We start from the raw sequence: 24,962 nt of genomic DNA, 5'->3' as shown, positions 1-24,962 counted from the left end.
ACAGAACTTGTAAGGAATTTATGACAGCGCGCCTCTCTCTATTAACCCATTTCATTGGTCAGTGTGGTATCTACTTTCTCTACCTCGACATCTTTATCAGATCCTTCTCGGTAACCTTCGACAAAAAACTTAAACTGGGTTTTCAGCCAGACCACATCCTGCTGCTTTGCTTTTTCTGCAAATTCAAATAAAATATTTTCGATATCTTGTAAAGGAAAGCTGTGCTCCATTGCTTGCATAATCAATGGATGAAAAGTAGGTTCGATATTGTCTTCACCAATGATTAACTCCTCGTAGAGCTTTTCACCCGGTCTCAAGCCAGTAAATACGATTTCGATATCGCCATTGGGATTGCTATCATCTTTTAGCTCACAACCTGTCAAACGAATCATACGTTTTGCCAGATCAACAATTTTGACGGGTGCGCCCATATCAAGCACAAACACTTCACCACCGAATGCCATCGCACCTGCCTGAATAACCAAACTGGCCGCTTCTGGAATCGTCATAAAATAGCGTGTGATGTCTGGATGGGTGATGGTGATCGGACCGCCTTGCTCAATCTGTTTGGTAAATAACGGCACCACAGAGCCTGATGACCCTAAAACATTGCCAAAACGCACCATGCTAAAACAAGTCTGACTGTTACTTTGGCTCAATCCTTGGCAGACCAGCTCAGCCAAGCGTTTGGACGCCCCCATGACATTGGTAGGTCGCACGGCTTTGTCAGTAGAAATCAGCACAAAAGTCTCAACGCGCGCCTGTATCGCAGCACGGGCACAATGGTAGGTGCCTTTGGTATTATTGATGGTGCCCTCAAAGGGATTGGACTCAACAATAGGCACATGCTTATAGGCTGCAGCGTGATAAATCGTTTTTATATGGTTTTTTTCGAATATATTGATTAATTTTTTTTCGTTACTGACACTGCCGATAATGCTAATAATCTCAATATTTTGATAATCAGCATCCGCTTTTTTGAGGTTACTAAGTTCTTGATCTATGGTGTATAAAGCATACTCAGACTGTTCATATAGCACTAAGCATTTAGGCTTATTTTTGATGATTTGCCGACACAGCTCACTACCGATTGAGCCACCTGCCCCTGTAACGAGAACGTTTTTACCCGTGATGTTTTTTTGTAGCAACTCCGCAACAGGTTCGACTGTTTCTCGTTCGAGCACATCTAATATGTCAACGGGTCGTATATGACTGACAGTTACTATCTCATCAGCAAGCTCACGTAAGCTTGGCAAGTCTTTTATCTTAACGGAGATACCTGACAGACTGTCCATAATTTGTTTTTTACGACCACGGCTCATAGAGGGCATGGCTAAAATCACCTGCGCCACATTGAGTTTTTCTATCAACCACGGAAGCGCGTGAGCTGCATATATTTGTTTGCCATGCAAATAAGCCCCAGTAAGCTGCGGGTCGTCATCGATATACGCCACCACATTGTACTGATAAGAATGCCTCAAACTTTCTAGCAACTCTCTACCAGCTTCTCCTGCACCATAGATAATCACGTTGTCACAACAGGCATCTGGACGACGGCTTTGACCTGCACCCTGTAGACGTTTCAGTAACGCACGGATCATGAGCCTACTATTCCACAGCCAAATAAAAAATAGAAATAAAAATATAACGGGGGCTGAGCGCGGTATCGTCGCTGATGGACTCAAATAAATGATGACTTGATAAACAATAATAAGTAAAAAAAACAGTTGCAGCACACGACCCATCACTGCATCAAAAAACCCTCGAGAGGCGCTTCGATAAAAACCAATAAGATATAAGCTAGCAACCGGCACGAATGCATAAAAAGCCAATGCTGCAAGACTGATATGAGAGGCCACATACCCTTGTCGTAGCATCAATGCCAATAATAGGCAAAAGATCGACATGGCAAAATCTATACTAAATAAGAGGGTGCTTTTCGTCAGGCGTGGTAATGACAATAAATACAGAGCCACACGCTTCGACCATTGATTAAAACCACTGGACGATTGATAAGCATTGTTTGACTCTGTTTTTATAAACATAATATCCACCCAATTAAGTTGGTTTGCTTATGAGCGACAACCACGCAAACTAGCGGTTATCTCCATAGGCATAATGATAATGGTAGCTATATTTATCCATAAGACCCTGCTGTACATCATTGAGAATAATGCCATCTACTTGTACATTGGCTTTATTCATTTGCTTGATCGCATAAACCAGCTGCCCTTCTATTGAATGATTAAACTTCGTAACGATAAGCACTTTGTCTGCATGTTGCGCAAGTACCATAGCATCTGACGCCGCCAATATCGGGGGTGAGTCGATGACAATATAATCGTATTGAGTTTTTAATACTGCCATCAAATGATTGAATTTTTCGCCCATCAATAAGGAGGTAGGATTATGCGGCTGCCGTCCGCGCGGTATGAAATCAATCAATTCCATACCAGTGGGATGAATAAAGCTTTCGACCCCTAGGCTAGAAACTTCACTGTCTGATCGAGTACCATCAATCGGAGAAAAATGCTTTTTATCCTGCAACAAATAATCGGCAAGACCATCATGTTGGCTCATATTAAACATTTTATGCAGCTCACCTAAACGCATGTCACCATCGATGACCAAGACTTTTTTGTTGAGCTGGGCAAATACCTCTGATAAATTAGCAGCGATAAACGACTTGCCCACACCAGGGCTCTCCCCAGTAATCAATATGACTTGCGCGGGCTGTCCGACCGCTGTCCCCATTGGCATACCAAACATCAAATTGGTTCTTAAACTTTTGATCGCCTCATAACTCAAACTACTGTGATCAACATGAGCGAGCATGCGAGGGGTGGTATTCTTCTTTTTACTCAACCTCGACAGTAAGGGTGAGCGTGGAATCGTTGCAATGACAGGGATGCCCGTTGTGACCTCTAAATGCTCTGGATCTTTTACGACATTTCTAATAAGGTTCTTCAAGAGCACCAGCATCACCCCAAACATCATGCCTATCAATGTGATCAGCATCAGGATTTGTAGTTTATTTGGTGCAATGGCATTAAAGGTACTGGTCGGTGAATCGATAATACGGGCATAGCCGATTTGACCAGCCTTGACGATTTTAAGTTGCTCATAATTTTTGAGCAGCGTCAGATAGATTTCTCGATTGATTGCCGTATCTTCTGATAGCTTTAGAAACTCTCGCTGTATTTCAGGTAGACCTGCAATGGTATTATCTATCTCTCTTGTTCTATTATTGAGCACTTTGAGCTGTTCATTAATTTGGATGACCAGTGGATGTTCTTCGGTATAATAAGTGGTTAGGTCTGCTTTTTTGAGTTTAAGCTCATTGAGCTGCTCATCGATGCGGGACTTCTCATTCAATAACAACTCGGCTTCTTTACCCACATCAATCGTGCCATATTTTTTACGAAAGTCATTAAACAGTGCCTCAGAAGTCTCTAATTTTTCTTTTAATAGAGGGATCTGCGTTTCCATAAAGGCAAGTGTTTTGGTCGTTTCTTCAGAACCGCGAGATTGGTTTTGATCGACGTAAGATCGGACGATCTGATTGAGTATAGTCGTGATTTGCTCTTGGTTGGGACCCGTCATCGACAGCTGAATAATACCCGTTTTTTGACCTTTTTCTTCAACGGATAAGGCGCTGTTGATAGCGTCAGTCGTGGCCTTTATCGTCTGCTTACTAATATTAATTGGGTAACCATCAGCAGGTAACTCTGTGACAGTGATATTAATCTGACCGTCCAACCCTTTGAACTGATGCGCCTGACCAAGCTGACCTTTGAATTCATCAAAACCATTGCTCAAAACAAACCCTGTAGCAGATTTTTTTAGTGTGAAAGGTTGGTTTAAGTACGCTGGTGATACATCAAATTGGCGGACTTTCACTATGCCATTTTTGGTATCAAGTGACACATCATCCGGTGTGTTTAATTGCGTGTAAGTACGATTGCTTTTTATTCTATCAAGATGACCAATATTGGTATCTGTTAGCTTAATGCGCAGGTGCAATAGCTCAACCACTGGCTCCAATATCATACGTGATCGTATCAGCTCTGCTTCTGTCTCCGCTTTGCTGACTTCTGCACCAACCAACTCTGAGATACTCTCACCAAGCGCCTCTATTCCTTGAGTATTTTCTTCAATCTGTATCAGCGCATCTGATTTATAGATGGGATTCACATAGCGGGTATACAAAAGCCCTAGTAAAAGCCCCAATATCGCCATGAGAGCAATGATTTTCCAACCGCGTAACAATACTAAAACCAGCGCCATTAAATCGATGTCGTCATTGTTTTTTTCGCCCGTAGACGTTGATAGGTCTTTTGAATCCATATTATTCATAACCATATACTCATCGCTCAATGTTGATCGTTTAATAGCATTCGCTGAACTTCAACGCTCTAATCGATGTCGCGTCGCTAATCTTGTCAGTCCATTGTTCAAGACTATCGATAATATCTTGTCTACTCTTCTCAAATGCTGAGTCATCCTGCTGATAAGGGTCAGCAATATCTTTATCAAGCCAATGCCCTATTCGAAAGGTTTTTCCGCGACAGTGCGGCCACTGATTTTCAATCCATTTGGTTTGGCTGGTTGTCATCGTCAAAATTAAATCTGACTGACTGACTAATGCTTCATCAATTTGCTTGGCGATATGAGCACTGATGTCTATATTATGAGTGGCCATCAATGCAACCGCTTTGGCATCAGCTGCGTGACCTACGAGCGCTGACAAACCAGCAGAGTCGATGTGTTTTTCTGGGTAATATGCCGTTAATATGGCAGCGGCCATCGGGCTGCGGCATATATTGCCAACACAAACAACCAAGATCTGATCAAACGCTCCCATCACTGACTCCTATATCCCTGAAATCACATTGATTGCTGATGTTGAAGGCAGTATGGCGCTGATAATACGATTCCAGCGCGCCAAGCCAGTTGGATCAACATAAAGAATGTCATTGGCTTGCATGTCAAAACGACTGGCCAAGGCAAAACTTGTGATGCTCTGCATGTCGACATAATAAATATTGGTGTATTGATACTTTGGATTATCCCGAACGATATATACTTTGGCCGCATTGGCCGTATTAGAATTCAATCCATTTGACTCACCTAATACATGCGCTAGGCTCAGCCCTTGCTCAGGAATAGCAACGGGCTCAATTTTGCCAAATTCTCCCAATACATAGACCTTATTGCGGCTTTGGCTATTGACATGAATAGCATCGCCGTCTTGTAAGTATATTTGATTGGCAGACAGCCCCACTTGATTCAATGATTGGATACCGAGCTTGTAAATTTTGCCTTGACGATTTAATACGATATGGTTTGAATCACCCGTATCAGTCGTACCACCCGCCATAGAAATAGCACCATATACTGAGATGGGCACATCTGCGATAACAAACTCACCAGACTGCTTGACCTCACCATCCACAAAAAACTTACTACCACGGTAGTTGATGATTTTGACCTGAGGATCTGAGTATTTGAGATAGCGTTGAAGCTTACTTTGCAAAGTGGCAGTGAACTGCGGCACACTGAGACCGCTGGCTTTGACTCTCCCTACTAAGGGAAATTGTATAAACCCTTGCTGGTCAACGGTCAGACTAGACGTTGAGGCATTAATATCTGGATAACTGGTCAGGATAATATTGAGAACATCCCCTTTAGCAATGCCATAGCTGACACGCCCAGATGTTTTTACTAAATGATATAAATCTCGATCAAGGATGACGGCTTCTTTAGCTGGTAGATTAGCCAAACTCAAAGGTTGAATATAGAATTGTAGACCGTTTTCTGCAGTGAATGTCCCTGACTCGGGTAATTTTCCAGACTGAAGTCCTGAATTTATTGTGCAACTGCTGAGCAATACTGTCAGCAATAAGCAAGACGCACTTATTATTAAGGAGCGCTTTTGTACAGAAATGAAATATTTATAAACCATAACAGTTACTCATATTTATATTCGTGAATCAAAAATAAGTGTCTTGCTGCTATCAATATATTCATAAAAAAGGATGTATTTATTGAATATACACCTAAACTATACATAACGCAATATTTATAAACATTGATGTAAGAACAATTTTCTTAGTTAATGTATTTTACGTAAACCCTTTTCACAAAAGGCATATAACATATATCGATAAAAACAAAAAGACAGAAAAATCTAAATCTAAAGACATATTCAAAGGAGTTAGCAGTATTTTTTAGGGTTCATGCTGTCGAAAATAGAAATTTAGTATTGGTTATGTTGCTTAACTTATCTTAATAATACTTAGAGAACTTACTGTTTTATTAAAAAATAAATATAAGCATTTGTGTGCAAATACCCTACTTTTATCACAACTTAATCAACTTTTATTTTAGAAATCTCTTTTAATTTAGCAAACTTTATTTTATTAATATAAAACGATAAATTAATACCGTTTGTAGATACTGGTTTGCGTGCTAAAGTCATCAAAATAGCGTAGAATAGTCAATCCAATTTTTTACATTGAGAAATGTAAACCCACCGACTCAAGGACATGATTATGAAAGATGAAAAATTACAGAAAGCCCTCGCCCGTATGGGTCTTGGCTCACGTCGTCAAATGGAAGAAGTCATAAAATCAGGGCGTGTTACTGTTAATAACGGACCTGCGACCATTGGTGATCGCGTCGAGCAAGGCGATGAGATTCGCGTTGATGGTCGTCAGATTAAATACACCTCTGAAAACGAGAAGCGTCGCCGTGTTATCGCTTACTACAAACCTGAAGGCGAAGTCTGCTCTGCTAAAGATCCAGAAGGCCGTCCAACCGTTTTTGAGCGTTTACCAAAATTGACTCATGATCGCTGGGTGATGGTTGGTCGCTTGGACATCAATTCAACTGGGCTATTATTGTTTACCAATGATGGTGAGATGGCGCATCGCTTGATGCATCCATCTGGCGAAGTCACGCGCGAATATGCGGTACGTGTATTGGGTGAAGTCACGCCTGAGATCGCTCGTGCGCTAACGGCTGGCGTTATGCTAGAAGATGGCCTTGCAAAGTTTGAAGATATCAAAGAAGGCGGTGGTGAAGGCGTCAACAAGTGGTATCACGTCCAACTAAAAGAAGGTCGTAATCGCGAAGTGCGTCGTTTGTTTGAATCACAAGGCCTGAAAGTAAGCCGTCTACTACGCACGCGTTACGGTACGATTGCCCTACCAAAAGAGCTACGTACTGGTCGTTTCTTAGAACTCGACAGAAAAGACATCAATACGTTGACCGATCTAGTGAGCTTGCGTCCTCGTTATGGTACTGGTCTGCATGGTGCAGCGAAAGAGAAGCAAGAGCGTATCAGAAGCAAACCGCTTAAAGCGCGTCGCGCTACTGACAGTCGTAGCGATAGCCGCAGTGGTAGCGACAATCGCAACAGCAGCGCAAAGCCTAAAAGTAGTGCTAGCCCTGCCAGCAGTGGTACGCGCAATACTCGTGACCGCAACGACAAGCGTTAATCGCCTGAATGTAAAATGTAGTGTGACTTTGAATCTTCAATAGTTTTAAAGTAGACCACAAAAAAGCTGCCAATGATTATTTATCATTGGCAGCTTTTTTTATAGAAATAATATAAAAAGTAGCTGTCAACCTGACGACTTATATTTAGCTATCGTGGCTATTAATATAATTCTTCATTACTCGTAGCTCTTGCAACTGCTGACTTTCCATTTGTTCTAATAATCTATCTAGACGCTGCTCAATATTATTAAATACCTGCTGTAATAACTGATTGGCTTCCGCCTTTTTTTCATTATCTGCATTGTCAGCGCTTATATTGACATTCGCTAGATGATGATGACTGGCAAGCATTTCAGGCAGCCTAGTGTGCAACATCTTATTCAATACAAACTGCTGCTCGGTTACGGCAGGCGTTTTATGCTGAGCTTGTAGTGATTTTTGATACGCTTGATAGCGGGTTACTTTTTCATCGATACGTTTTAATTGGCGCAGCTGTGGCTCTGACAAATCTTTCAGGTATTTTTTATTTAAATTTAGTTGCTGCCAACTGAGTTTGGACAATGACAACGGTGTATCATAATCCTGATAAGTGAGTACACCTGGCGAAATACCGACCGCTTTGTGTAGCGCATGCCAGCCTTTTTTACCCAAATAAAAGGTGGTGACGGTCGTTACAATGCCAATGCCTATTAAGATGCTCATATACCCTTACTCTTCATCGTTTAATCACACCACTTTGCCTTTACAGTTTAATATTCTCAGCACTCACATTCTTACCAGTTGCGCCAGTTGGATTTTCAATCGCTTTAATTTCTATATCGGTATTAGCATTAGCACTACTAACATTGCTATCGAGCTTTTGCATATCTGTCGTAGTAGCAGGATTATTAAAGCGTTTTTGTAGATAGCGGTTGGTCGCCAGCAGCTTTTGACCATCTTGATGATAAGAGGCATTCAGTAAATCATCAAACTGAGTATTAATGGTACGTAATACATCTAATAGCGCTTCTTTTCCAGTCACATTAGAGTGCTTAATTTTGGTCGTGTCAGCGCGCGCGCCATCCCCCACATCTAAGTCGTGCAAGCGGCGATAGTCAGTCACAGCAAGTGGCACATGCCTGTCCATTAAATTTTGAATTATGATATAGGTTTCATTGACCGTGTCTTTATCGTCTATCTTGCCATCATTATTGGTATCGCCATAAATGACCCGCAGCTTCTCCCCTTTTTCATTGATTTGGTCAAGTGCTGTTTTGACTTCAACAGGCAAGCTTTTTTCTGGGATATAACCCAATTGCGGCATCGCTTTGTACTCAAGCATTTTAGGCGCAGTCATTTTTTTGACACCACGATACCCCAGATATAGCCCAGCGACTGGTAACACTCCATATAAAATGAACATGACAAACATCGCAGTAACTTGAGTCATTAGAGTATCCTAATTTTTGAATAAAATGGCTTGGTAAACTTCTTGTTATTTTAAATTTCTTATTATTCTAAATAAGATAGATAGTTATTATTAAACAAAAAAATAAGGCTCTATTAAAGCCCTATATTGTTATGCATTGCGTCGCTTGTGTGAAAACCATGTTAGGGCGTGTCCCCAATTTAATCAAAGCTCTGGATTATGTTAATTTTATAATGCCAATTAACAGCTATTATCTATTAGTAATTAACTTTTTGTCCGGCTTTTGACATAACGGTGCGTTGAAGCCAAACGATTCATCACTGTTTGGTGCAGCTCATCTAACAATTCATCAAGCTCATAATCAATCTCTAAAAACAAATCCGTCAGCATGTCACCTGCCGTCATTTTTCCTTGCACCATACTGTTTTTGGTACGGTGCGGGCTAAAACGCTGTAATTGCTCGTAATGATGTAGGGCTTCTGGAATGCTCTCTGACACCAGCTTATCGATGACAAATTGGCGTTCATTATGCTGCTGTTGTTGCTGCTCATTGAGCTCACTGCTCCACTCACGATAGCGTTTTAACTTACCATTGATACGGTCTAGTATCGCAACCGCCTCAATGGGCATGGCATTTAGGGTGGCTTCATCAACCACATCAACAAGCTCAGTCATAATCGGGCAGCGTCCATGTTTGAGATACCACAAGGTATCGGGGTCAAAAGGCGGTCTATTGGTCGGGCGCATCTGAGCACGATTGGACAGATAGCGATCAGTCAATGGCGTCGGCGTTCTGATATCACTCACTTGTGCTAAAGCATCACAAATACGACCTGCACGCTCAGGAGGCGTCAGCACAGAACGCTGATTGACAGTTTGATCGTTCTCATCATTGTTATCAGTCACCTCTATATCTTGACTGATAGCCATCTCCTGAGCATTTTTGGCTGCTAGCGTTGGCAGGTCATCTTGAGCTTGCCCAAATGACTTTAGCATTCTTGTCAGACTTACCACCATGACCTACCTTGCCCCTCGTCCCGTGCACGCTTATTGCGCTCGTATTGCATAGATTTATCCAATAGCGTATCTTAACAGCTTTTTACCGCTCTGCCAGTAAGCAAAATGTCAACACCTCTCATCCGCCCCCTGCTAAGCACACTATTATGAATGCGACCGACTACACCTCTGGATTCTTACTTGGGCTATCGCTCATCATCGCGATTGGCTCACAAAACGCCTTTGTACTCAAACAAGGACTCAAACGCGAGCACATATTTTTTGTCTGCTTATTTTGCGCGGTCAGTGATGCGCTGTTAATCTCTGCTGGCGTTGGCGGTTTTGGCGCGGTTACGGCGCAATATCCGCAAGTGGTCAATATCGCAAAATTCGCTGGCGTCGTATTCTTGCTAGGCTATGGATTGCAGAGCTTATATGCCAGTGTGCGCGTCACACATGCACTCACCGTCGAGGGACAAGTCGTCACCAGCTTAAAAAAAGCCCTGCTATTATGTTTTGGCTTTACTTGGCTCAACCCACACGTTTACTTAGATACATTGGTACTCGTTGGCATGGTTTCAACGGGTGCTAGTAGTAAGCTGGCATTTGCAGTCGGTGCAGTCAGCGCCTCATTCTTTTTCTTTTTTGCGTTAGGTTATGGGGCTCGATTACTCAAACCATTATTTGCCAAACCAAAAGCGTGGAATATACTCGATGCTTTGGTAGGGATACTCATGTTGTATTTGGCTTGGCACCTTTACCGAAGTTAAAAACAGCGATAAAGGCAAAAATAGGTGATAGGCTAAACCGTTAACACAGCTTCTACATATAAGTATAAGTATAAGTATAAGTATAAGTATAAGTATAAGTATAAGTATAAAAAAGCCAAACACATTGTATAAATGCGTTTGGCTTTTTGGAATCTGAACTTTTACTATTTACGATACTTTTTTACGCTTTTTAGGCTTAACGAAGGTTAAGTTCAAAAAATGCTCAAGCGAGTCATCAAGGACGTCCAACCAAGGCTCTGGCAACTCAGGCGATAGCGTGCCTGTTAACGTAGAGCGATACGCCTTTTCTCTAAAGGTCATAATATTATCGGCTTTGTCTTTTTGCCACTCTTTTAAGATTTCACCCTGTTTTTCAACTGCAAATTCTGGATAATCGGTCGCATTGGTTAAATCACGAATATAAGCGGCTTGAAAGTCGATTGAATCACTGACCGTCACGCACTTCGCATAAGTTGCCAACCACTTTTTCTCATCTGCTTCACGGTGTACCAATTCAGGCAATTCGATATCGCCCATCATCACATCACGTGCATACCAGGCTTGAGCGTCAAACATATTAAAGGTGAAGTACTGATCCTGCATACCTAAATAAATGAGCTTTGGGTTTGGCTGCCAGAAAATCCCTTTGTGCAAGTTGGCTGGATATAAGCAGTTATGCGTTTGCAGACGTAACTCATCGGGCATAAAGGGGAAATGAAACAGATAACCAGTACACATAATAATGGCATCAAATTTTTGGCTGCTACCATCGGCAAAATGCGCCACATCTTCTTCAAAATGGGTGACCAAAGGCACTTCTTTGATACCCTCTGGCCAGTCATAGCCGAGTGCTTGCGTGCGATAGCTGATAGTGACTGATTTGGTGCCATACTTATAGCACTGCGTGCCAATGTCTTCGGCTGAATAACTACTGCCGATGAGCAAAATATCTTCGTCTTTGAACTCTAAGGCGTCACGAAAATCATGCGCGTGCAGAATACGACCGGGGAAAGCTTCTAACCCTTCAAAGTAAGGCATGTTGGGCGTGGAAAAATGACCCGTCGCTACCACGACATAATCAAATTCTTCCACTTCTTGCTCATTGGTTTTATGATTCATCACCGTCACAGTGAATTTTTGCGTGTCATCATCAAATGAAACCCAACGTACTGGGCATTCAAAGCGAATGTATTTTTGGATATCTTGTTTATCGATACGCCCCATAATGTAGTCTTTTAGGACTTCACGCGGTGGGTATGAGGGGATCGCTTCACCAAAATGCTCGTCAAACGAATAATCAGCAAATTCTAAGCACTCTTTGGGACCATTAGACCACAAATAACGGTACATACTACCGTGAACAGGCTCACCATTTCTGTCTAACCCTGTGCGCCAGCTATAGTTCCACATGCCACCAATAGCGTTTTGCTTTTCATAACAAACTATCTCAGGTAAGTTTTTTGCGCCAGCCAAACGAGCTGCTTCAAAAGCGCGTAATTGTGCTAAACCACTTGGACCTGCACCTAAAATAGCAATTCTTTTATTACTCAAGACTAACTCCTATGATAATAGTTGTCTGTCCACTGTAACATATTTTTATGAATGGTGTTTTTTCGAATACTTTTGGTGATTAATTAGCCATAGCTTAAGACATGACTATTCTCCAAAAAGGGCTTCTAACCGAATCTTTGGTTTTTAAATTTGATATGAGTTGGCACATGCTTTTCATTAGGGCGTATTAAACATGCATAAATCGGCACTGTCAGTGCTAGGGTTGAATACTCAACACGTCCTTTGAGGAATAAATCAAAAAATTGACGGACAAACATAAGGTAGCAGAGTCATTACACTAAATCAGGAAATAAAGTGCGTAAGCCATTAACGATAATTTCGATAGAAACTGCCGCCAATAACATCCCCATAATTCGGCTCATGATGTTCAATCCAGTATCACCCAGCAAGCGACTGATACGACCTGCCGCCATCAGTGCTAGATAACAAAACAGACTGATAAATAAACCAGCAATCAATATGGCAGATACTTGCAAAATACCAGAGACTTGTGAAGAATAAATAATCACCGTCGAGATACCGCCCGGTCCAATCATCATTGGAATAGCGATAGGCACAACCGCTGCTGCCATGGTGGGCGGCGCGTCTTGTACATGGTCAACATCGAAGTTTTCTTGATCCGGCTTCACGGGATTACCGTCGCCATTCATCATATTAAGAGCAATCAAAAACACCAAGATACCACCTGCCAGCTGAAACGAGCCGATAGAAATACCAAGTGCCTTTAGCAATGTCTCGCCTGCTACCGTAAAGAAACTAATAGTGATAAAAATCGTCAAACAAGCAACACGCGCCACTTTGCGTCGATTATTCATCGAATAACCACGGGTCAAATCCAAAAATAACGTCAAAGCGCTAAAGGGATTAATCAGTACCATAAAGGCTAAGATTATCTTGATGATTTCAGTATTCACTGAGCGCTCGCTTGTCTATTAGTCAAATCGGGCAAAAAGATAAGGTCATCGTGCGAGTGCAACGATGACCCAATAGATGGTTAACAATAACTTTGTAGCTTATATTGTATCATAGGCAGATAAGCTAATTAAATCATTAACTTTGCTTACCTCTCTGGCAGCAGACTATCAACGAAAATAGAGGCTAAACATTGACCTATCAGCCACTATTTAGCGGGTAAATAACCTCATCAAGCCTAATCGCTAAAACAGGTATGTGGAGACAGGCATGTTGAAAATCATGCGCTAAAATCAAGACCGATATCTAATGCCGTGGTACTGTGCGTCAAATAACCCATGGCAATAAAATCAACACCCGTTTTTGCTGCTGCTTGCACCGTTTCAGGAGTAATACCACCTGAAGCTTCTGTTCTAGCGCGACCTTTACACATCGTTACTGCCTGCGCTAGTATTTCAGGGGACATATTATCTAATAGCACCAAGCTCACGCCAGCGTCTAGTGCCTGCGCTAATTGCGCTAAAGTATCGACTTCTACTTCGATAGGAATTAAATGCCCAGCGAAATCTTGGGCTTGTTTAATCGCAGTCTTTATATCACCAGCGATGGCAATATGATTGTCTTTGATTAAAATAGCATCATCCAGTCCCAGACGATGGTTGCGCCCGCCGCCGCAGCGTACCGCGTACTTTTGTACAATGCGCAAGCCTGGAATAGTCTTACGTGTACAAGTAATTTGCGCAGGATACTCTGCCACACTATCTACAATTTTTCTGGTATCTGTCGCAATGCCACTCAAGTGGGTCATAAAATTGAGCGCGGTACGTTCTGCTGTCAGTAAATGGCACGCATTACCACGCACACTAGCCAAGACTGTACCCGCGTCAACCCATTCACCATCAGCAACTTGAGCCACAAACTCAATCTGAGGATCAACCATGGCAAACGATAAACGTGCCAAATCCATACCACATATCACGCCTGCTTGCCGCGCTTTAATCTCTAACTTCGCTTGCATATCGGCTGGAATGGTGGCTTGTGATGTGACATCTCCGCGTCTGCCCAAATCCTCAGTTAGCGCAGCTTCGACCAAAGGTTTAAGCAATACATCATCCAATGCTGGTTCTTTTTTAACTGTCATTTTTAACCCTTAAATAAACGTGGCGTTCATATATGCTTATGCAATTAAACTCAAAATGAGCATAAATATAGCGTAAAGTTAACAGCCTCGCAAGGAACCATAATCATTTTGTGCAGCTGATAGGGTTTTATAATCATCAAAATAAAGATGGCAAGGTAGTCTATTAACGCCTATTTACGCTTAGGCAACTTACTATCCATCAATAAGCTTTGTAGTTCAATATCATGACGAAAGCGATAAAGCTTGGCAGGACGACCACGTTGAGCGCTACTACTCTGTCCTGTTTCCATCACAAGTTTTTGTGAATCTAGCAAACGACGGAAATTTTGCTTGTGCAATCGCACTCCTGAAAGCGCTTCTACGCTTTGTTGTAATTGTGACAAGGTAAATACATCTGGCATCAAGCCAAAAATAAGCGGTCGGTATTCAATCTTGGCACGCAGCCGTGAAATAGCCGTTGCAATCACTCGGCGATGATCATAATACATCGGCACACCAATGAGCTGTGACCAGTTTTCAGGTAGCTTATTCTGATGGCTCGGTTGGTGAGCACTTTGATGAACGCTTTGATGATTCATTGAATAGCTGGGTGGATAGTTTGGCGCTTCCGGTATCAGTCCCGCTTCATACAGCATCTCATAGCGCAGTAACACATGCTCAGCGACCCACTCTCTATTTTCATAATGCTCATAGGCTGTGTACTCATTATCCGGATTTTCACTTGTGGGCATATCACCCACTAAGAGCGCTTCACTTACACCCCAACATAAACCAATACGCTGACGGCGGCGCTGCTGAATGCCTGAATCTTTAGCGCTATCTGCCCAGCTCAATAATGCTGGCACAATATTATTCATAATGATGCTAGGTATGCCATCCAAATGATTTTCCCAAGGAAAGTAATCATACCAATCGCGCCACAATGCTTGGCTTTGTAGCTGCGGCGTTTGTGTCTCTTGCACCAGTCCCAAATAGCTCACGTAGACCAGTGCATGACCATCAACGTTGCGCCTATTGGTATCGACAAAGGTATAGAGCTGCTCCAAATAACCAAGTGGTTGCTGTGTTTGCTCCTCAACCCATTGGCGCACGCCAGCTTGCAAGGAACGATGCAACGGCATCAATGGACCATTGGGTAACAGCTTTCCTTGATCAACGGTTAAGACCCTAGCGGTATGCTCAGTAATGGCGACTAGCACGGCCACGACTTCTGTGGTGCCACTACCTTGCTGATGCGCGTGTGAATAAGACAACGTCATGACTTTAGTGATTACCTTTTATTTTAATTATTAAATAAAGCTCAACTGCTAAGCTGTTAACCATTTGCTCAGTATAGCTTGAATCAACGATTATCATAGTTCGTGGTTGTAATTATATAAAATGAGTCTTTATAAATCATAAATGTACAAATCATAAATGTATAAAAAATACTTGTATTTATGCTCAAAATGAGCATAATTAAAACTTCTGATTAGCCAGCGGTATTAATTGACTTATTTTTAGCGGCATATTGCTTGTCGTTACTGCCTAAAAGGTTTGCATCTATGAAAACTTATCCTTACGACGCGCCCATCATGAGTAATGACAATCGCATTGCCACTCAAATGAATATTGAATATGCCAAAGCTAAAATGCCAGCAGACTTGCCGCGTGCTGAACGTCTCATAGTCGAGGAAAACATTAAACAGCTATTAAAAGCGCATAATGCAGTATTGGTCGCCCATTATTATGTCGACCCCTTTATTCAGGATTTGGCATTGGCAACGGGCGGCTGTGTGGGTGATTCGCTGGAGATGGCACGCTTTGGGCAAGCGCATAGTGCCCAGACCTTAGTGGTCGCTGGCGTCCGCTTTATGGGTGAGTCGGCGAAAATTTTAAGTATGGAAAAAACCGTACTGATGCCAGACCTAGAAGCGGAATGCTCGCTTGACTTGGGCTGTCCTGCCGATGAGTTTTCAGCCTTTTGTGATGCTCACCCTGAGCGTACAGTCGTCGTTTATGCCAATACCAGCGCCGCCGTCAAAGCTCGTGCCGACTGGGTGGTGACGTCATCGGTTGGCATCGATATCATTCGCCATTTACATGCGAATGGTGAAAAAATCATCTGGGGGCCTGATCGCCATTTAGGTAAATATATTGCTGCTGAGACTGGCGCAGATATGCTGCTTTGGCAAGGCTCGTGCCTCGTACATAATGAGTTTAAGGCGACCGAGCTAATGCAATTAAAAGAGGAACATCCAAACGCCAAAGTATTGGTGCATCCTGAATCCCCTGATAGCGTGGTGGCGCTCGCCGATGTGGTTGGCTCGACCAGTAAGCTATTGCAATCGACTTATGAGATGGATGCCGATACCTTTATCGTCGCTACCGATTTGGGTATTTTGCACGAAATGCAAAAACGCTCACCAACCAAGCGGTTTTTGGCTGCACCTACTGCAGGTGAAAGCGCCAGTTGTAAGAGTTGCGCTTTTTGCCCATGGATGGCAATGAATGGTCTAAAAGGTATTGAACAGTGCTTAACGCAGCGCAGCGGTGAAGTTTTGATGACGCCTGAGCTGGCAGTCGCGGCTAGAAGACCCTTGCAACGCATGCTTGATTTTGCCGAATCACAAAAACAGCGTGTGACAGCGAGCGGCAATATTGTCAAAGACCGTGAGCTGTTTGCCAATGTCGGGGCTGCCTAATATGAGCGCGGCATTGACAGCGGAATCATTAGATCTCGATAGCCCTGCTGCTATGGTACAAACGGATGTGCTTATCATTGGCGCGGGATTAGCAGGCTTAAGCACAGCTCTAGCATTACCAAAATCGCTGAATATTACTGTATTGAGCAAAGCCGCCTTAGAGATTTGCTCCAGTCATTATGCCCAAGGTGGCATCGCGGCAAGCTTGGATAAAGAGGACTCTGTCGCTGACCATATTGCCGATACCCTAATCGCTGGCGCAGGGTTATGCGAAGCTAATAATACCAGTCGCATTTTAAGTGCCGGGCAACAGGCCGTTCAATGGCTATGTGAGCAAGGTGTGCCTTTTACCCAAATACCGCAAGAAGATAATGCAGAACCTGTCACCAAACTACAGACTGAACTACAAACTGCCGACTTACATTTAACCAAAGAAGGCGGGCATGGTTGCAGGCGGGTCGCACATGCGGATGATGCGACTGGTCGACACATTATGGAAGCCTTGACTATAAAGGCGCAAAACGCTGCTAATATCACTATTTTGCCTTATCATGAAGCGCTGAGCCTTTTAACAAATAGTGCCAATCCAAATGAGCAATGCCAAGGGGCGCAAGTTTTTGATCATAATAATCAACGACAACTGACTTTTTATAGTCGCGCAGTCATACTGGCTAGTGGTGGCATGGGTCAATTATTTAAGCGTGCCAGTGCACCAAATGTCTGTGTCGGCGATGGTGTGATGATGGCGTGGCAAGCAGGCTGTCGCTTGGCTAATTTGGAATTTATTCAATTTCATCCGACGGGCTTAGCAGTGGCAGACAGTAGTTTTTTAATATCGGAAGCACTACGCGGTGAAGGTGGGCGGCTGACCTGTCCGCAAACTGGCAAGCGCTTTATGTTGGAAATTGATGAACGGGCAGAGCTGGCTCCAAGAGATATCGTCGCCCGTGCCATCGCTGAGCAAATTAATAAGAATGGACTTGGCTACGTCAATCTTGATGTTAGTCACTTGCCAGCGGAATTTTTGCAAGAGCATTTCCCGCAGATTTATCAAACCCTATTAGAGCTTGATATTGATATCACGAAACAACCTATCCCCGTTGCCCCGACTGCGCATTATAGTTGCGGTGGCGTGGTTACTGACGCCAATGGTGTAACCGATGTAGCAGGGCTTTATGCAGCTGGCGAAGTTGCCTATACAGGTTTGCATGGGGCTAACCGCTTAGCAAGTAATTCACTTTTAGAATGTGTAGTCGTTGGGCGCAATATCGCCGCTGACTTACCACGATATTTAAAAGCATTAGAAAACCTAACTCCCGTTGCCAGTTATGATCACTCGAACTTATTAGCAACTGCCATTTGGACAGCACCAACGCTCAAAGATATTCAAACTATTAAGCTTCCTTCTTCTCCTACCATTCTATTTAATTTATCTCATTGTGATGACACTGATATCATTACCCATGATTATGCTGGCAAAATAGTCACAGAATTGAAAGTTTTAATGACTTCCTATATGGGTATCACCCGAAATGCTGAATCATTAGAGCAAATGTTAATACAGATACAGCAATGGCTTGAAAAAACTAGGTTAAATCAGTCCAGTATGAGTACTTTAGATAGTACTATCACTGCTAATGAGCTGACACTATTTCAATTAGCACGACAATTACAATTAGCCACATTGGTTATTCAGTCAGCTTATCAGCGTTATGAGAGTCGCGGTGGTCACTATCGTCAAGACTATCCACATTTGGCAACCACACCTCGAACCAGTGTGATTGCGCCATTATCGAAGTTGAGAGAAGCTGACAAAACAGGTAGCAAAGAGGGTGGCATTGATTGGCTGCTTCAGCCTATAATCGATGACACAGAGGCTAGAGTGGTAAATACAATTGCTAACATCTAACAGCAATTGGAAGCTGCCACTTTAGCCATGACAAAACGGTGATCCACCGTTTTCTATTGACCTCAAAGTGCTAAAAACATGGCTTCTGATTTACGATTTGTGATCGTTCTAATGTTAGTCGTCAGTTCGGTTTGGGCGATACTTGCCCTACCTCGCTTACGTCAGCGCTTACCGAAAATCTATTTAATCGCACGCTCATGGTGGCTCATGTTAGCGGCGCTTTGCGCGTGTTATGTTATCGCTAAGGTAACGGATCATAGCCAACCCTTACAGGCTCACACATACCCCTACCAGTGGCTGCTCATCGCTTTTTTCGTTTTAATTGGTCTGCGTGGCGGCTATGAGATCAAACGCTTATGGTGTCTGCGCAACAAAGCTGTGCTGATTGAGAAACTGCAAGCGCGCGGTCTACAACCCAAGATATTGCCTTTTAGCCAAACCTCTTCCCATTCTACTCCAGCTTATACGCGTCTAAATCTGTTAGACCTAATCTTTAGCTTTGCTTTTATCACAATGATTGTCAGTCTCATTGCTTTACAACAATTAATCTGGCAGCGCGAGCAGTATGGCGTTTTATTTTTTGTGTTATTCGCCAGTCAATTTAATGATATTGCCCAGTATTTATGCGGACGATTGCTTGGTCACAAGCTGTTTACGCGTGGTCTTGCCCCAACCATTAGCCCGAATAAAAGTATCGAAGGCGCTCTTTTCGGCAGTATGCTAGCAGCGATATTGGCAACGCTATTAGGCATTTGGCTCACGCCTTTTAACTGGTGGATTTGCTTATTAGCCGCTTACGGCTTAGCGGTCAGTGGTATCGCTGGAGATTTATTAGAGTCCGCCTTTAAACGTCAGCACGGGGTTAAAGACACGGGTACGATGCTCGCCGGACATGGCGGCGTATTAGACAGAGTAGATAGCTTGCTCATTGGCGTGCCGCTATTTACCTTGTTTTATTGGCTGCTTGGGTAACCTGTTATCAAGTCGTTTTATCCAATTTACTGCGCAATATCCAGTTAAGCATAGGCTTAGGCAAATGATTGAGCGCCCGAGTAATATAACGCATGGAGCGCGGAAATACTGCCAGCTCAACATCATCATCAATGGCTTGCATAACATTCTCAACCGCCGTTTGCGTACTGATGACGAATGGCTTATGACTGGCATCGCCGTCATTCAAATCGCGTAATGCTTGAGTATCGATATAACCTGAGGCGATGCAGTTGACTTGAATATGATACGGCGCAAGTGCCGCTCGATAAGCGCTGGCAGTCGCAATCATCGCGCGTTTGCTTTTGGCGTAAAGACTGGCATAAGGATAATCCATGATGCCTGCGATAGAAGCGATGCAAATGAGGCTTGGTCTATCATTATTTTTGAAATTCAGTGATTGATTCTGAAGCCTGCTTTGGTGCTTTAAATGCTCACTCGCCCACCTAAAAACTTGCTCGAACGCTTGCAAATTAATTGCTAGCATTTTATCGCTGTCTGCCTGGTTTAGTTGATGAATACGCTCATTACTATAACTACCCGCACTATAAATCAATCTTTGAAAATTGATATCAGACCAACTCTCTAACAACGTTTGTGTTTGCGCCCTATCGGTTAAATCACAGCAGTGAGTAACAATGTCAGGATGCTGACTATTAATATGGGCTATCTTCTCTACGCTATGACCAACCACGCTCACTTGCCAGCCAAGCGCTTGATGATGCAGCGCCAACGCCAAGCCAAGTCCACTCGTACCGCCAAAAACGATAAGATGCGATGGCTTATGCACTGAAGTAGACTGTGTGATATTTTTCATTTGCAAGTTCATAGACCATGCTGCTGTATATAGTCAGTCGTACGCTGATAGCCATATTGCCATTGCGCCTGCATTTGCTGCACAAAGCCATCATAGTCACTGTGAATAAGTTCAACGGTCATTTGTCTGATATTAAAACGCTTTTGTACATGCTGTCCTGCCAACTGCTGACCATTATCTGCAAAGGGCAACCAATGGAGCTGATTCACTTGATGCTTGATTGCAGCAGAATCAGCGAGCGACAGTATTTCTGCTGACTCATAACCATGCACCTGTGCCAAACGCTCATTGGGGTCAAAACCAAAAACACGTTGAATGGCTGGTGCGGCAAGCCATGAATCATAACCTGCCTTGGTCTCTGCAAATACCGTCTGTCCCAGTTGACACGCCAGCTCAATCGGTGTCAGATTAATCACTCCGCCCAAGCACCAGCCAAGCGTTTCAATATGCGTTGGCGGTAGATAATACATATCTGCCATAGACGCACGAACCGCTGAATCAAACGCCCACTGCTTTACGACATTTACTGACTGATGGATACGCCCATCAGCAAACATGTGCGCAGGGGAGTTAAGCATTTGCTCAAAGTGCTCTGATACGGCTAAACGCGGTGGCGCAAATAACAATTCTTGCAGCTTAAACTCATCGTAAACAGAACTATCAGCAGTAGGCGTTTGATTGCCGGGTTGATTGGGTGCTTGATAGAGTCGGCTAGCGATAATGGCTATCTCTGGCACGGCGGTATTAAACGAATTATGACTATGCTTGGGAGAAAAATGAGACAATTCATCGAGCCATTGCCCCTCGTTATCTATCCGAAACATCGCCAGCTGCTGCAACTCATCTAATAGTCGCTCATAGTTATCTGCTTCTTGCTGTTTTTGGCGGTTAGAAACCTGCCGTGATAACCGCCAACGTGTAAGCGCCTGCGTCATATAACGTAGTCTTAGTCGCTTATTGGCTTCGGCTGGCGCAACATGTCTGATTGCAGTGATGGCACGGTATAACTCACGACTGCACATGAGCGCCTGCAAATCCTTAGGATCAGGCGCTAGATTGACCAAATAAGCCGACAGACTGCCACCGCAAGTGCCGACGATGACATCTGGCTTCAAATCATGAGCAACCAATGCCGCATAGCTGCCCAAATAATAGCCAAAACGTGCGCCGCCCCCTGAAAAAAGCTGCACACGCTCATAAGGCTTAGCGCTTTGATTATTCATCTATCCCTTATCAGCATTTGGTGCTGTTTTAATCGCTAATGACACGGTAAAGATACCAAAGCGATCGATACGCATGGCGACTTTTTTAAAGCCAGCATTCTCAACCAATTGATCCATTTCTGCTTGCGAGCGACAGCGCATCACCCAACTGCTACCGCGATGATTGTTTAAGGTTTTACTGATAAATTCCTGCTCAGGATGCCAAGGCTGATTGGTATAAAGTAAATAACCACTGGATTTTAAGCTATCGTAAATGCCTGACAAAGCCGTCGTTGGTAGCGTATTGTCAGAAAATAACTCAAAGACCCCAGAAGCAATGGCGATATCAAATTTTTTATCGTCAAGGCCTTTAGTATTGTCACTTGCCTTCTGTAAATAGGAATAACTGGCAGGGTCAAACGCATTTTTTTGACAAGTAAGGACACGATCAGCAATCTCTAATTGCTCCGCCTTTGCCTGTAACGCTTGGATATTATGCATCTCGTAATCGCGTAGCTCAGCGTGCAATTTGGTGAACTCTTTCAATAAATCAAAGGCGTAAAAGCCATGTCCACTAGCGATATCGAGTAGTTTTGGTTGGTATGGTTTAGTACTGCTCTGGTTTTTGTCTTCAATATCTGCCAGAGCCTCGCGTGCCAGCTCTAATATATGCTCGCGGCGAATACGAATCCCTTGCCAACCGATATTATTGAGATAAAACCTATCGACCTCCTGACCAAATTTATTCTGCCCACTCGGTTGATTATAATAAACGTGATCGAGCGAATGCCCCGAATCAAAGCCATGCTCCAGTCCTGTGGCAATCGCGTCGCTGACATGACCAAATTTTTGCATGGCAAATCGAGTAATGGCAAAGCTTGGATTAAAGGGTTTAATCGCTAAACGATCAACCTTATCTTTACTGGCACTATTAAGATGAGCCGCGCTTAAATCAGGCGCTTTAACGTCCTTACTGAATACCTGCTCAGCGAACTCGATACAATCTGCGAAGACGTCTGCCTTATTGGTCTCATGAAAGATTGCATGATAACTGTCTGGATAGAGTTGCCAGCGTTTATCAGTCGTATTAATTGCCTCATAAAAATCGCGCTCTGCCTGCTTATCGACCACGTAATCTTTACCTGCACATAATATAAACGTCGGTACAGTAATAGCGCTAGCATCATCGAGCAAGCGTTGACCCGTGGCATGCGTATCGATAAGCAGATCAGTTGAAATGCTATTAGAAATCAGCGGATCGGCATTATAAGCTTGCTGTGCGTCTTTATCATGGGTTAAGACTTGCGCTTTGACGTAGCTGCTCACGCGTGACATCAGTCCAAGCGCGCGAGCCACTTTTAACGACGGTATGGCAAATGGCATGTATAAGCGAATACTCAACGCTGGTGTACCCAATATCATTCCGCGAATATTTGGCGCATAATCATGTACCCATGCTGCTGCGAGTACCGCGCCGATACTACTGGCGACAATTAAGGTATCCTCGATAGCAATGCCCGTTTGCCCGATAACCAATTGCACAAAACCGTCTAAATCGCGCTCAAGCTCGGTGACGCTTTCGGCATGGTCTTTGATGCCGCCTGAGCGCCCATTACCACGCGCATCCCAAGCAAATACTTGATAACCTGCCATAGCAAACTGCTCTCCAAGTTCTGCTAGTCGTCCCGAATGTTCGTGACCACGATGTAACAAAATGACTTGACGCAGAGGCTGACTGGCTTTTTTTATACCCTCTAAAGGCATCGTTAGCCAATAGCGATAATAAATCGCCGTGCCATCGTAAGCGTTATAGCAACTTTCACCGCTTATCAATTTGGAAGACGATAAATTGAGCGTATCACTAACCTGCTCCACTTTTTCATGACTATTGAGAGGGGTGGTCGGCATTGTCTTAGGCTCCAAAAAGGAAGTTTTAATAGCAGAATTTGATAAAGGGGCATTTAATGAAGAAAAATTTGATAGAGGATAGCTTAATAAAGAATAATTTGATGAAACAGCATCGAAAAATAGCGTATTGGATTGACCAACATACATTTGGTAACCAAGCGGAAAAATAGATTTGTACGATGGCTCTGGTATTAACTCAAGAGTTTCTGAGTAATTTGAACGAAGCGCGGGTGGTTTACGTATCAAGTATAAATCTGCCATATAACGCAGGCGATTCAAGCAGGTTTTTAATAGTAGTGCCTCTGTCAGTATCAATAGTGGACGCGCTTTGATATGCGATAGCATGATCGGCATTTTAGTAGCCATGAAAGCGCCAAGCAAACCTAGTAAAAAAGCACGATCGCTTTTGCCTAAAGGCCCTTGGTTTGCTCTAATGTCTAACATCGTATTACTAGTGATACCTAGTAACTCAGTGCTGATACTAAGCGCAATCAGACCGATAATATGACGCTGATGGATTGATATACGGTTTGGTAAATTGACTGTCGACGCTTGTAAATTACCATTAGCAACATGCGGAGCTAAACTTGCGATAAGCGCCGTATCAGCCACGATATCACCCACTTCATTAAGCACTGCCCCAAGCCTTGAGGCTTGCCCATGCTCACGCGCCATCATGCCATCGATAGCATTGAGCGCCATACGCACAAACAGTGATGAAGGTAACAGCAACCAGAGTCTAGGCTGATTTTGCGCAGGTCTAGCAATGACATAAGCCGTACCAAGGCTCAATAATACGGCCGACACCGTCACTTGATTTGCTGTCACCTTTTGTTCGACCAACGCATCACTTATTGGGCGCAGCTGATCTTGAAACTGAGACTTGAGCTGATATAGCGACATGAGGCAAGCCAAATATAGTAAGTCTATTAATGTAGCAACAAAAGTTGGTCAGGTAAATACTTAAGCGTTGTTAGCAGTCAAATTATCATGAATGAAATCCTGACTTACGGCTTAGTGATTTAGGATTTTATCTTAACGCTCAATAGTTGGTCGTCAAACAGTCGGCTTTTACAAGGAATCTTAGCCGCTCATGTCAGTATTGATCGTTTCATGTGATACAATTTCCAGCTTCTTAAAAACGCCTTTG

19 protein-coding genes are annotated in these 24,962 nt (G+C 43.3%); 5 read left to right on the top strand and 14 right to left on the bottom strand.

Annotated features, from left to right (window positions below; translation table 11 throughout):
• Positions 1–41: 41 nt before the first annotated feature.
• The 4 genes from I3252_RS07150 to I3252_RS07135 are packed head-to-tail and all read right to left on the bottom strand — an operon-like array spanning position 42 to position 5,782.
• Positions 42–2,045: a nucleoside-diphosphate sugar epimerase/dehydratase gene (locus I3252_RS07150; RefSeq protein ID WP_238034693.1), complete on the bottom strand. Its 2,004-nt coding sequence runs from the start codon at positions 2,043–2,045 to the stop codon at positions 42–44.
• A 49-nt stretch (positions 2,046–2,094) separates the two neighbouring features.
• On the bottom strand, positions 2,095–4,356 hold the full coding sequence (locus tag I3252_RS07145; protein ID WP_238034692.1) for a polysaccharide biosynthesis tyrosine autokinase: 2,262 nt from the start codon (positions 4,354–4,356) through the stop codon (positions 2,095–2,097).
• A 31-nt stretch (positions 4,357–4,387) separates the two neighbouring features.
• The gene (locus tag I3252_RS07140; RefSeq protein ID WP_238034691.1) at positions 4,388–4,864 is read right to left on the bottom strand and encodes a low molecular weight protein-tyrosine-phosphatase; all 477 of its coding nucleotides are present in this window, start codon (positions 4,862–4,864) and stop codon (positions 4,388–4,390) included.
• Between the two features lie 9 nt (positions 4,865–4,873).
• Entirely contained in the window at positions 4,874–5,782 is a 909-nt protein-coding gene (locus I3252_RS07135; protein WP_238034690.1) for a polysaccharide biosynthesis/export family protein, read from the bottom strand.
• A 772-nt stretch (positions 5,783–6,554) separates the two neighbouring features.
• Here I3252_RS07135 and rluB point away from each other — a divergent pair.
• Positions 6,555–7,502: a 23S rRNA pseudouridine(2605) synthase RluB gene (gene rluB / locus I3252_RS07130; protein ID WP_238034689.1), complete on the top strand. Its 948-nt coding sequence runs from the start codon at positions 6,555–6,557 to the stop codon at positions 7,500–7,502.
• Between the two features lie 145 nt (positions 7,503–7,647).
• Here the strand turns inward: rluB and I3252_RS07125 are convergent, their stop codons facing one another.
• From I3252_RS07125 to I3252_RS07115, 3 genes are all read right to left on the bottom strand, one after another.
• The gene (locus I3252_RS07125; RefSeq protein ID WP_198330098.1) at positions 7,648–8,205 is read right to left on the bottom strand and encodes a hypothetical protein; all 558 of its coding nucleotides are present in this window, start codon (positions 8,203–8,205) and stop codon (positions 7,648–7,650) included.
• Positions 8,206–8,245: 40 nt separating this feature from the next.
• Complete coding sequence (locus tag I3252_RS07120; protein WP_238034688.1) at positions 8,246–8,932, bottom strand: hypothetical protein; 687 nt, start codon at positions 8,930–8,932, stop codon at positions 8,246–8,248.
• A gap of 243 nt (positions 8,933–9,175) precedes the next feature.
• The gene (locus I3252_RS07115) at positions 9,176–9,907 is read right to left on the bottom strand and encodes a hypothetical protein (protein WP_238034687.1); all 732 of its coding nucleotides are present in this window, start codon (positions 9,905–9,907) and stop codon (positions 9,176–9,178) included.
• Between the two features lie 167 nt (positions 9,908–10,074).
• Between I3252_RS07115 and I3252_RS07110 the strand changes: the two genes are divergently transcribed.
• Complete coding sequence (locus tag I3252_RS07110) at positions 10,075–10,677, top strand: LysE/ArgO family amino acid transporter (protein ID WP_198330101.1); 603 nt, start codon at positions 10,075–10,077, stop codon at positions 10,675–10,677.
• Between the two features lie 168 nt (positions 10,678–10,845).
• Here I3252_RS07110 and I3252_RS07105 read toward each other — a convergent pair whose 3' ends face one another.
• From I3252_RS07105 to I3252_RS07090, 4 genes are all read right to left on the bottom strand, one after another.
• Positions 10,846–12,228 (bottom strand): NAD(P)/FAD-dependent oxidoreductase, encoded by a 1,383-nt coding sequence (locus I3252_RS07105; protein WP_238034686.1) that lies wholly within the window; start codon positions 12,226–12,228, stop codon positions 10,846–10,848.
• Positions 12,229–12,521: 293 nt separating this feature from the next.
• Complete coding sequence (locus tag I3252_RS07100; RefSeq protein ID WP_083475671.1) at positions 12,522–13,163, bottom strand: MarC family protein; 642 nt, start codon at positions 13,161–13,163, stop codon at positions 12,522–12,524.
• A gap of 278 nt (positions 13,164–13,441) precedes the next feature.
• The gene (gene nadC, locus I3252_RS07095; RefSeq protein ID WP_238034685.1) at positions 13,442–14,302 is read right to left on the bottom strand and encodes a carboxylating nicotinate-nucleotide diphosphorylase; all 861 of its coding nucleotides are present in this window, start codon (positions 14,300–14,302) and stop codon (positions 13,442–13,444) included.
• A 170-nt stretch (positions 14,303–14,472) separates the two neighbouring features.
• Positions 14,473–15,561, bottom strand: a complete 1,089-nt coding sequence (locus I3252_RS07090) for a hypothetical protein (RefSeq protein ID WP_238034684.1) — start codon at positions 15,559–15,561, stop codon at positions 14,473–14,475.
• A gap of 285 nt (positions 15,562–15,846) precedes the next feature.
• Between I3252_RS07090 and nadA the strand changes: the two genes are divergently transcribed.
• The 3 genes from nadA to I3252_RS07075 all read left to right on the top strand — a co-directional run bounded on the left by nadA (position 15,847) and on the right by I3252_RS07075 (position 19,867).
• Positions 15,847–16,986: a quinolinate synthase NadA gene (nadA, locus tag I3252_RS07085; protein WP_238034683.1), complete on the top strand. Its 1,140-nt coding sequence runs from the start codon at positions 15,847–15,849 to the stop codon at positions 16,984–16,986.
• Between the two features lies 1 nt (position 16,987).
• Positions 16,988–18,895, top strand: a complete 1,908-nt coding sequence (gene nadB / locus I3252_RS07080) for an L-aspartate oxidase (RefSeq protein WP_238034682.1) — start codon at positions 16,988–16,990, stop codon at positions 18,893–18,895.
• Between the two features lie 78 nt (positions 18,896–18,973).
• A complete protein-coding gene (locus I3252_RS07075) occupies positions 18,974–19,867 on the top strand; it encodes a phosphatidate cytidylyltransferase (RefSeq protein ID WP_238034681.1) in 894 nt (297 codons plus the stop codon).
• 7 nt (positions 19,868–19,874) lie between these two features.
• Here the strand turns inward: I3252_RS07075 and I3252_RS07070 are convergent, their stop codons facing one another.
• The 3 genes from I3252_RS07070 to I3252_RS07060 are packed head-to-tail and all read right to left on the bottom strand — an operon-like array spanning position 19,875 to position 24,715.
• Positions 19,875–20,702, bottom strand: coding sequence for an SDR family NAD(P)-dependent oxidoreductase (locus I3252_RS07070; RefSeq protein ID WP_238034680.1), 828 nt, complete (start codon positions 20,700–20,702; stop codon positions 19,875–19,877).
• An 8-nt stretch (positions 20,703–20,710) separates the two neighbouring features.
• Positions 20,711–21,925, bottom strand: coding sequence for a patatin-like phospholipase family protein (locus I3252_RS07065; RefSeq protein ID WP_238034679.1), 1,215 nt, complete (start codon positions 21,923–21,925; stop codon positions 20,711–20,713).
• Positions 21,926–24,715: an alpha/beta fold hydrolase gene (locus I3252_RS07060; protein ID WP_238034678.1), complete on the bottom strand. Its 2,790-nt coding sequence runs from the start codon at positions 24,713–24,715 to the stop codon at positions 21,926–21,928.
• Positions 24,716–24,962: the final 247 nt, after the last annotated feature.

Origin of the sequence: Psychrobacter sp. Ps4 (assembly GCF_022129285.1) — a bacterium.
GTDB classification, from domain to species: Bacteria; Pseudomonadota; Gammaproteobacteria; order Pseudomonadales; family Moraxellaceae; genus Psychrobacter; species Psychrobacter immobilis_A.
The sequence above is the reverse complement of the archived record's forward strand: the minus strand, read 5'-3'. Positions and strand labels throughout refer to the sequence as shown.

Bases quoted from the DNA above. Each gene is read 5' to 3' on its own strand.
- I3252_RS07150 (WP_238034693.1), bottom strand. From the start codon at position 2,045: ATGTTTATAAAAACAGAGTCAAACAATGCTTATCAATCGTCCAGTGGT.
- I3252_RS07145 (WP_238034692.1), bottom strand. From the start codon at position 4,356: ATGAATAATATGGATTCAAAAGACCTATCAACGTCTACGGGCGAAAAA.
- I3252_RS07140 (WP_238034691.1), bottom strand. From the start codon at position 4,864: ATGGGAGCGTTTGATCAGATCTTGGTTGTTTGTGTTGGCAATATATGC.
- rluB (WP_238034689.1), top strand. From the start codon at position 6,555: ATGAAAGATGAAAAATTACAGAAAGCCCTCGCCCGTATGGGTCTTGGC.
- I3252_RS07125 (WP_198330098.1), bottom strand. From the start codon at position 8,205: ATGAGCATCTTAATAGGCATTGGCATTGTAACGACCGTCACCACCTTT.
- I3252_RS07120 (WP_238034688.1), bottom strand. From the start codon at position 8,932: ATGACTCAAGTTACTGCGATGTTTGTCATGTTCATTTTATATGGAGTG.
- I3252_RS07115 (WP_238034687.1), bottom strand. From the start codon at position 9,907: ATGCTAAAGTCATTTGGGCAAGCTCAAGATGACCTGCCAACGCTAGCA.
- I3252_RS07110 (WP_198330101.1), top strand. From the start codon at position 10,075: ATGAATGCGACCGACTACACCTCTGGATTCTTACTTGGGCTATCGCTC.
- nadC (WP_238034685.1), bottom strand. From the start codon at position 14,302: ATGACAGTTAAAAAAGAACCAGCATTGGATGATGTATTGCTTAAACCT.
- I3252_RS07090 (WP_238034684.1), bottom strand. From the start codon at position 15,561: ATGACGTTGTCTTATTCACACGCGCATCAGCAAGGTAGTGGCACCACA.
- nadA (WP_238034683.1), top strand. From the start codon at position 15,847: ATGAAAACTTATCCTTACGACGCGCCCATCATGAGTAATGACAATCGC.
- nadB (WP_238034682.1), top strand. From the start codon at position 16,988: ATGAGCGCGGCATTGACAGCGGAATCATTAGATCTCGATAGCCCTGCT.
- I3252_RS07075 (WP_238034681.1), top strand. From the start codon at position 18,974: ATGGCTTCTGATTTACGATTTGTGATCGTTCTAATGTTAGTCGTCAGT.
- I3252_RS07070 (WP_238034680.1), bottom strand. From the start codon at position 20,702: ATGAAAAATATCACACAGTCTACTTCAGTGCATAAGCCATCGCATCTT.
- I3252_RS07065 (WP_238034679.1), bottom strand. From the start codon at position 21,925: ATGAATAATCAAAGCGCTAAGCCTTATGAGCGTGTGCAGCTTTTTTCA.
- I3252_RS07060 (WP_238034678.1), bottom strand. From the start codon at position 24,715: ATGTCGCTATATCAGCTCAAGTCTCAGTTTCAAGATCAGCTGCGCCCA.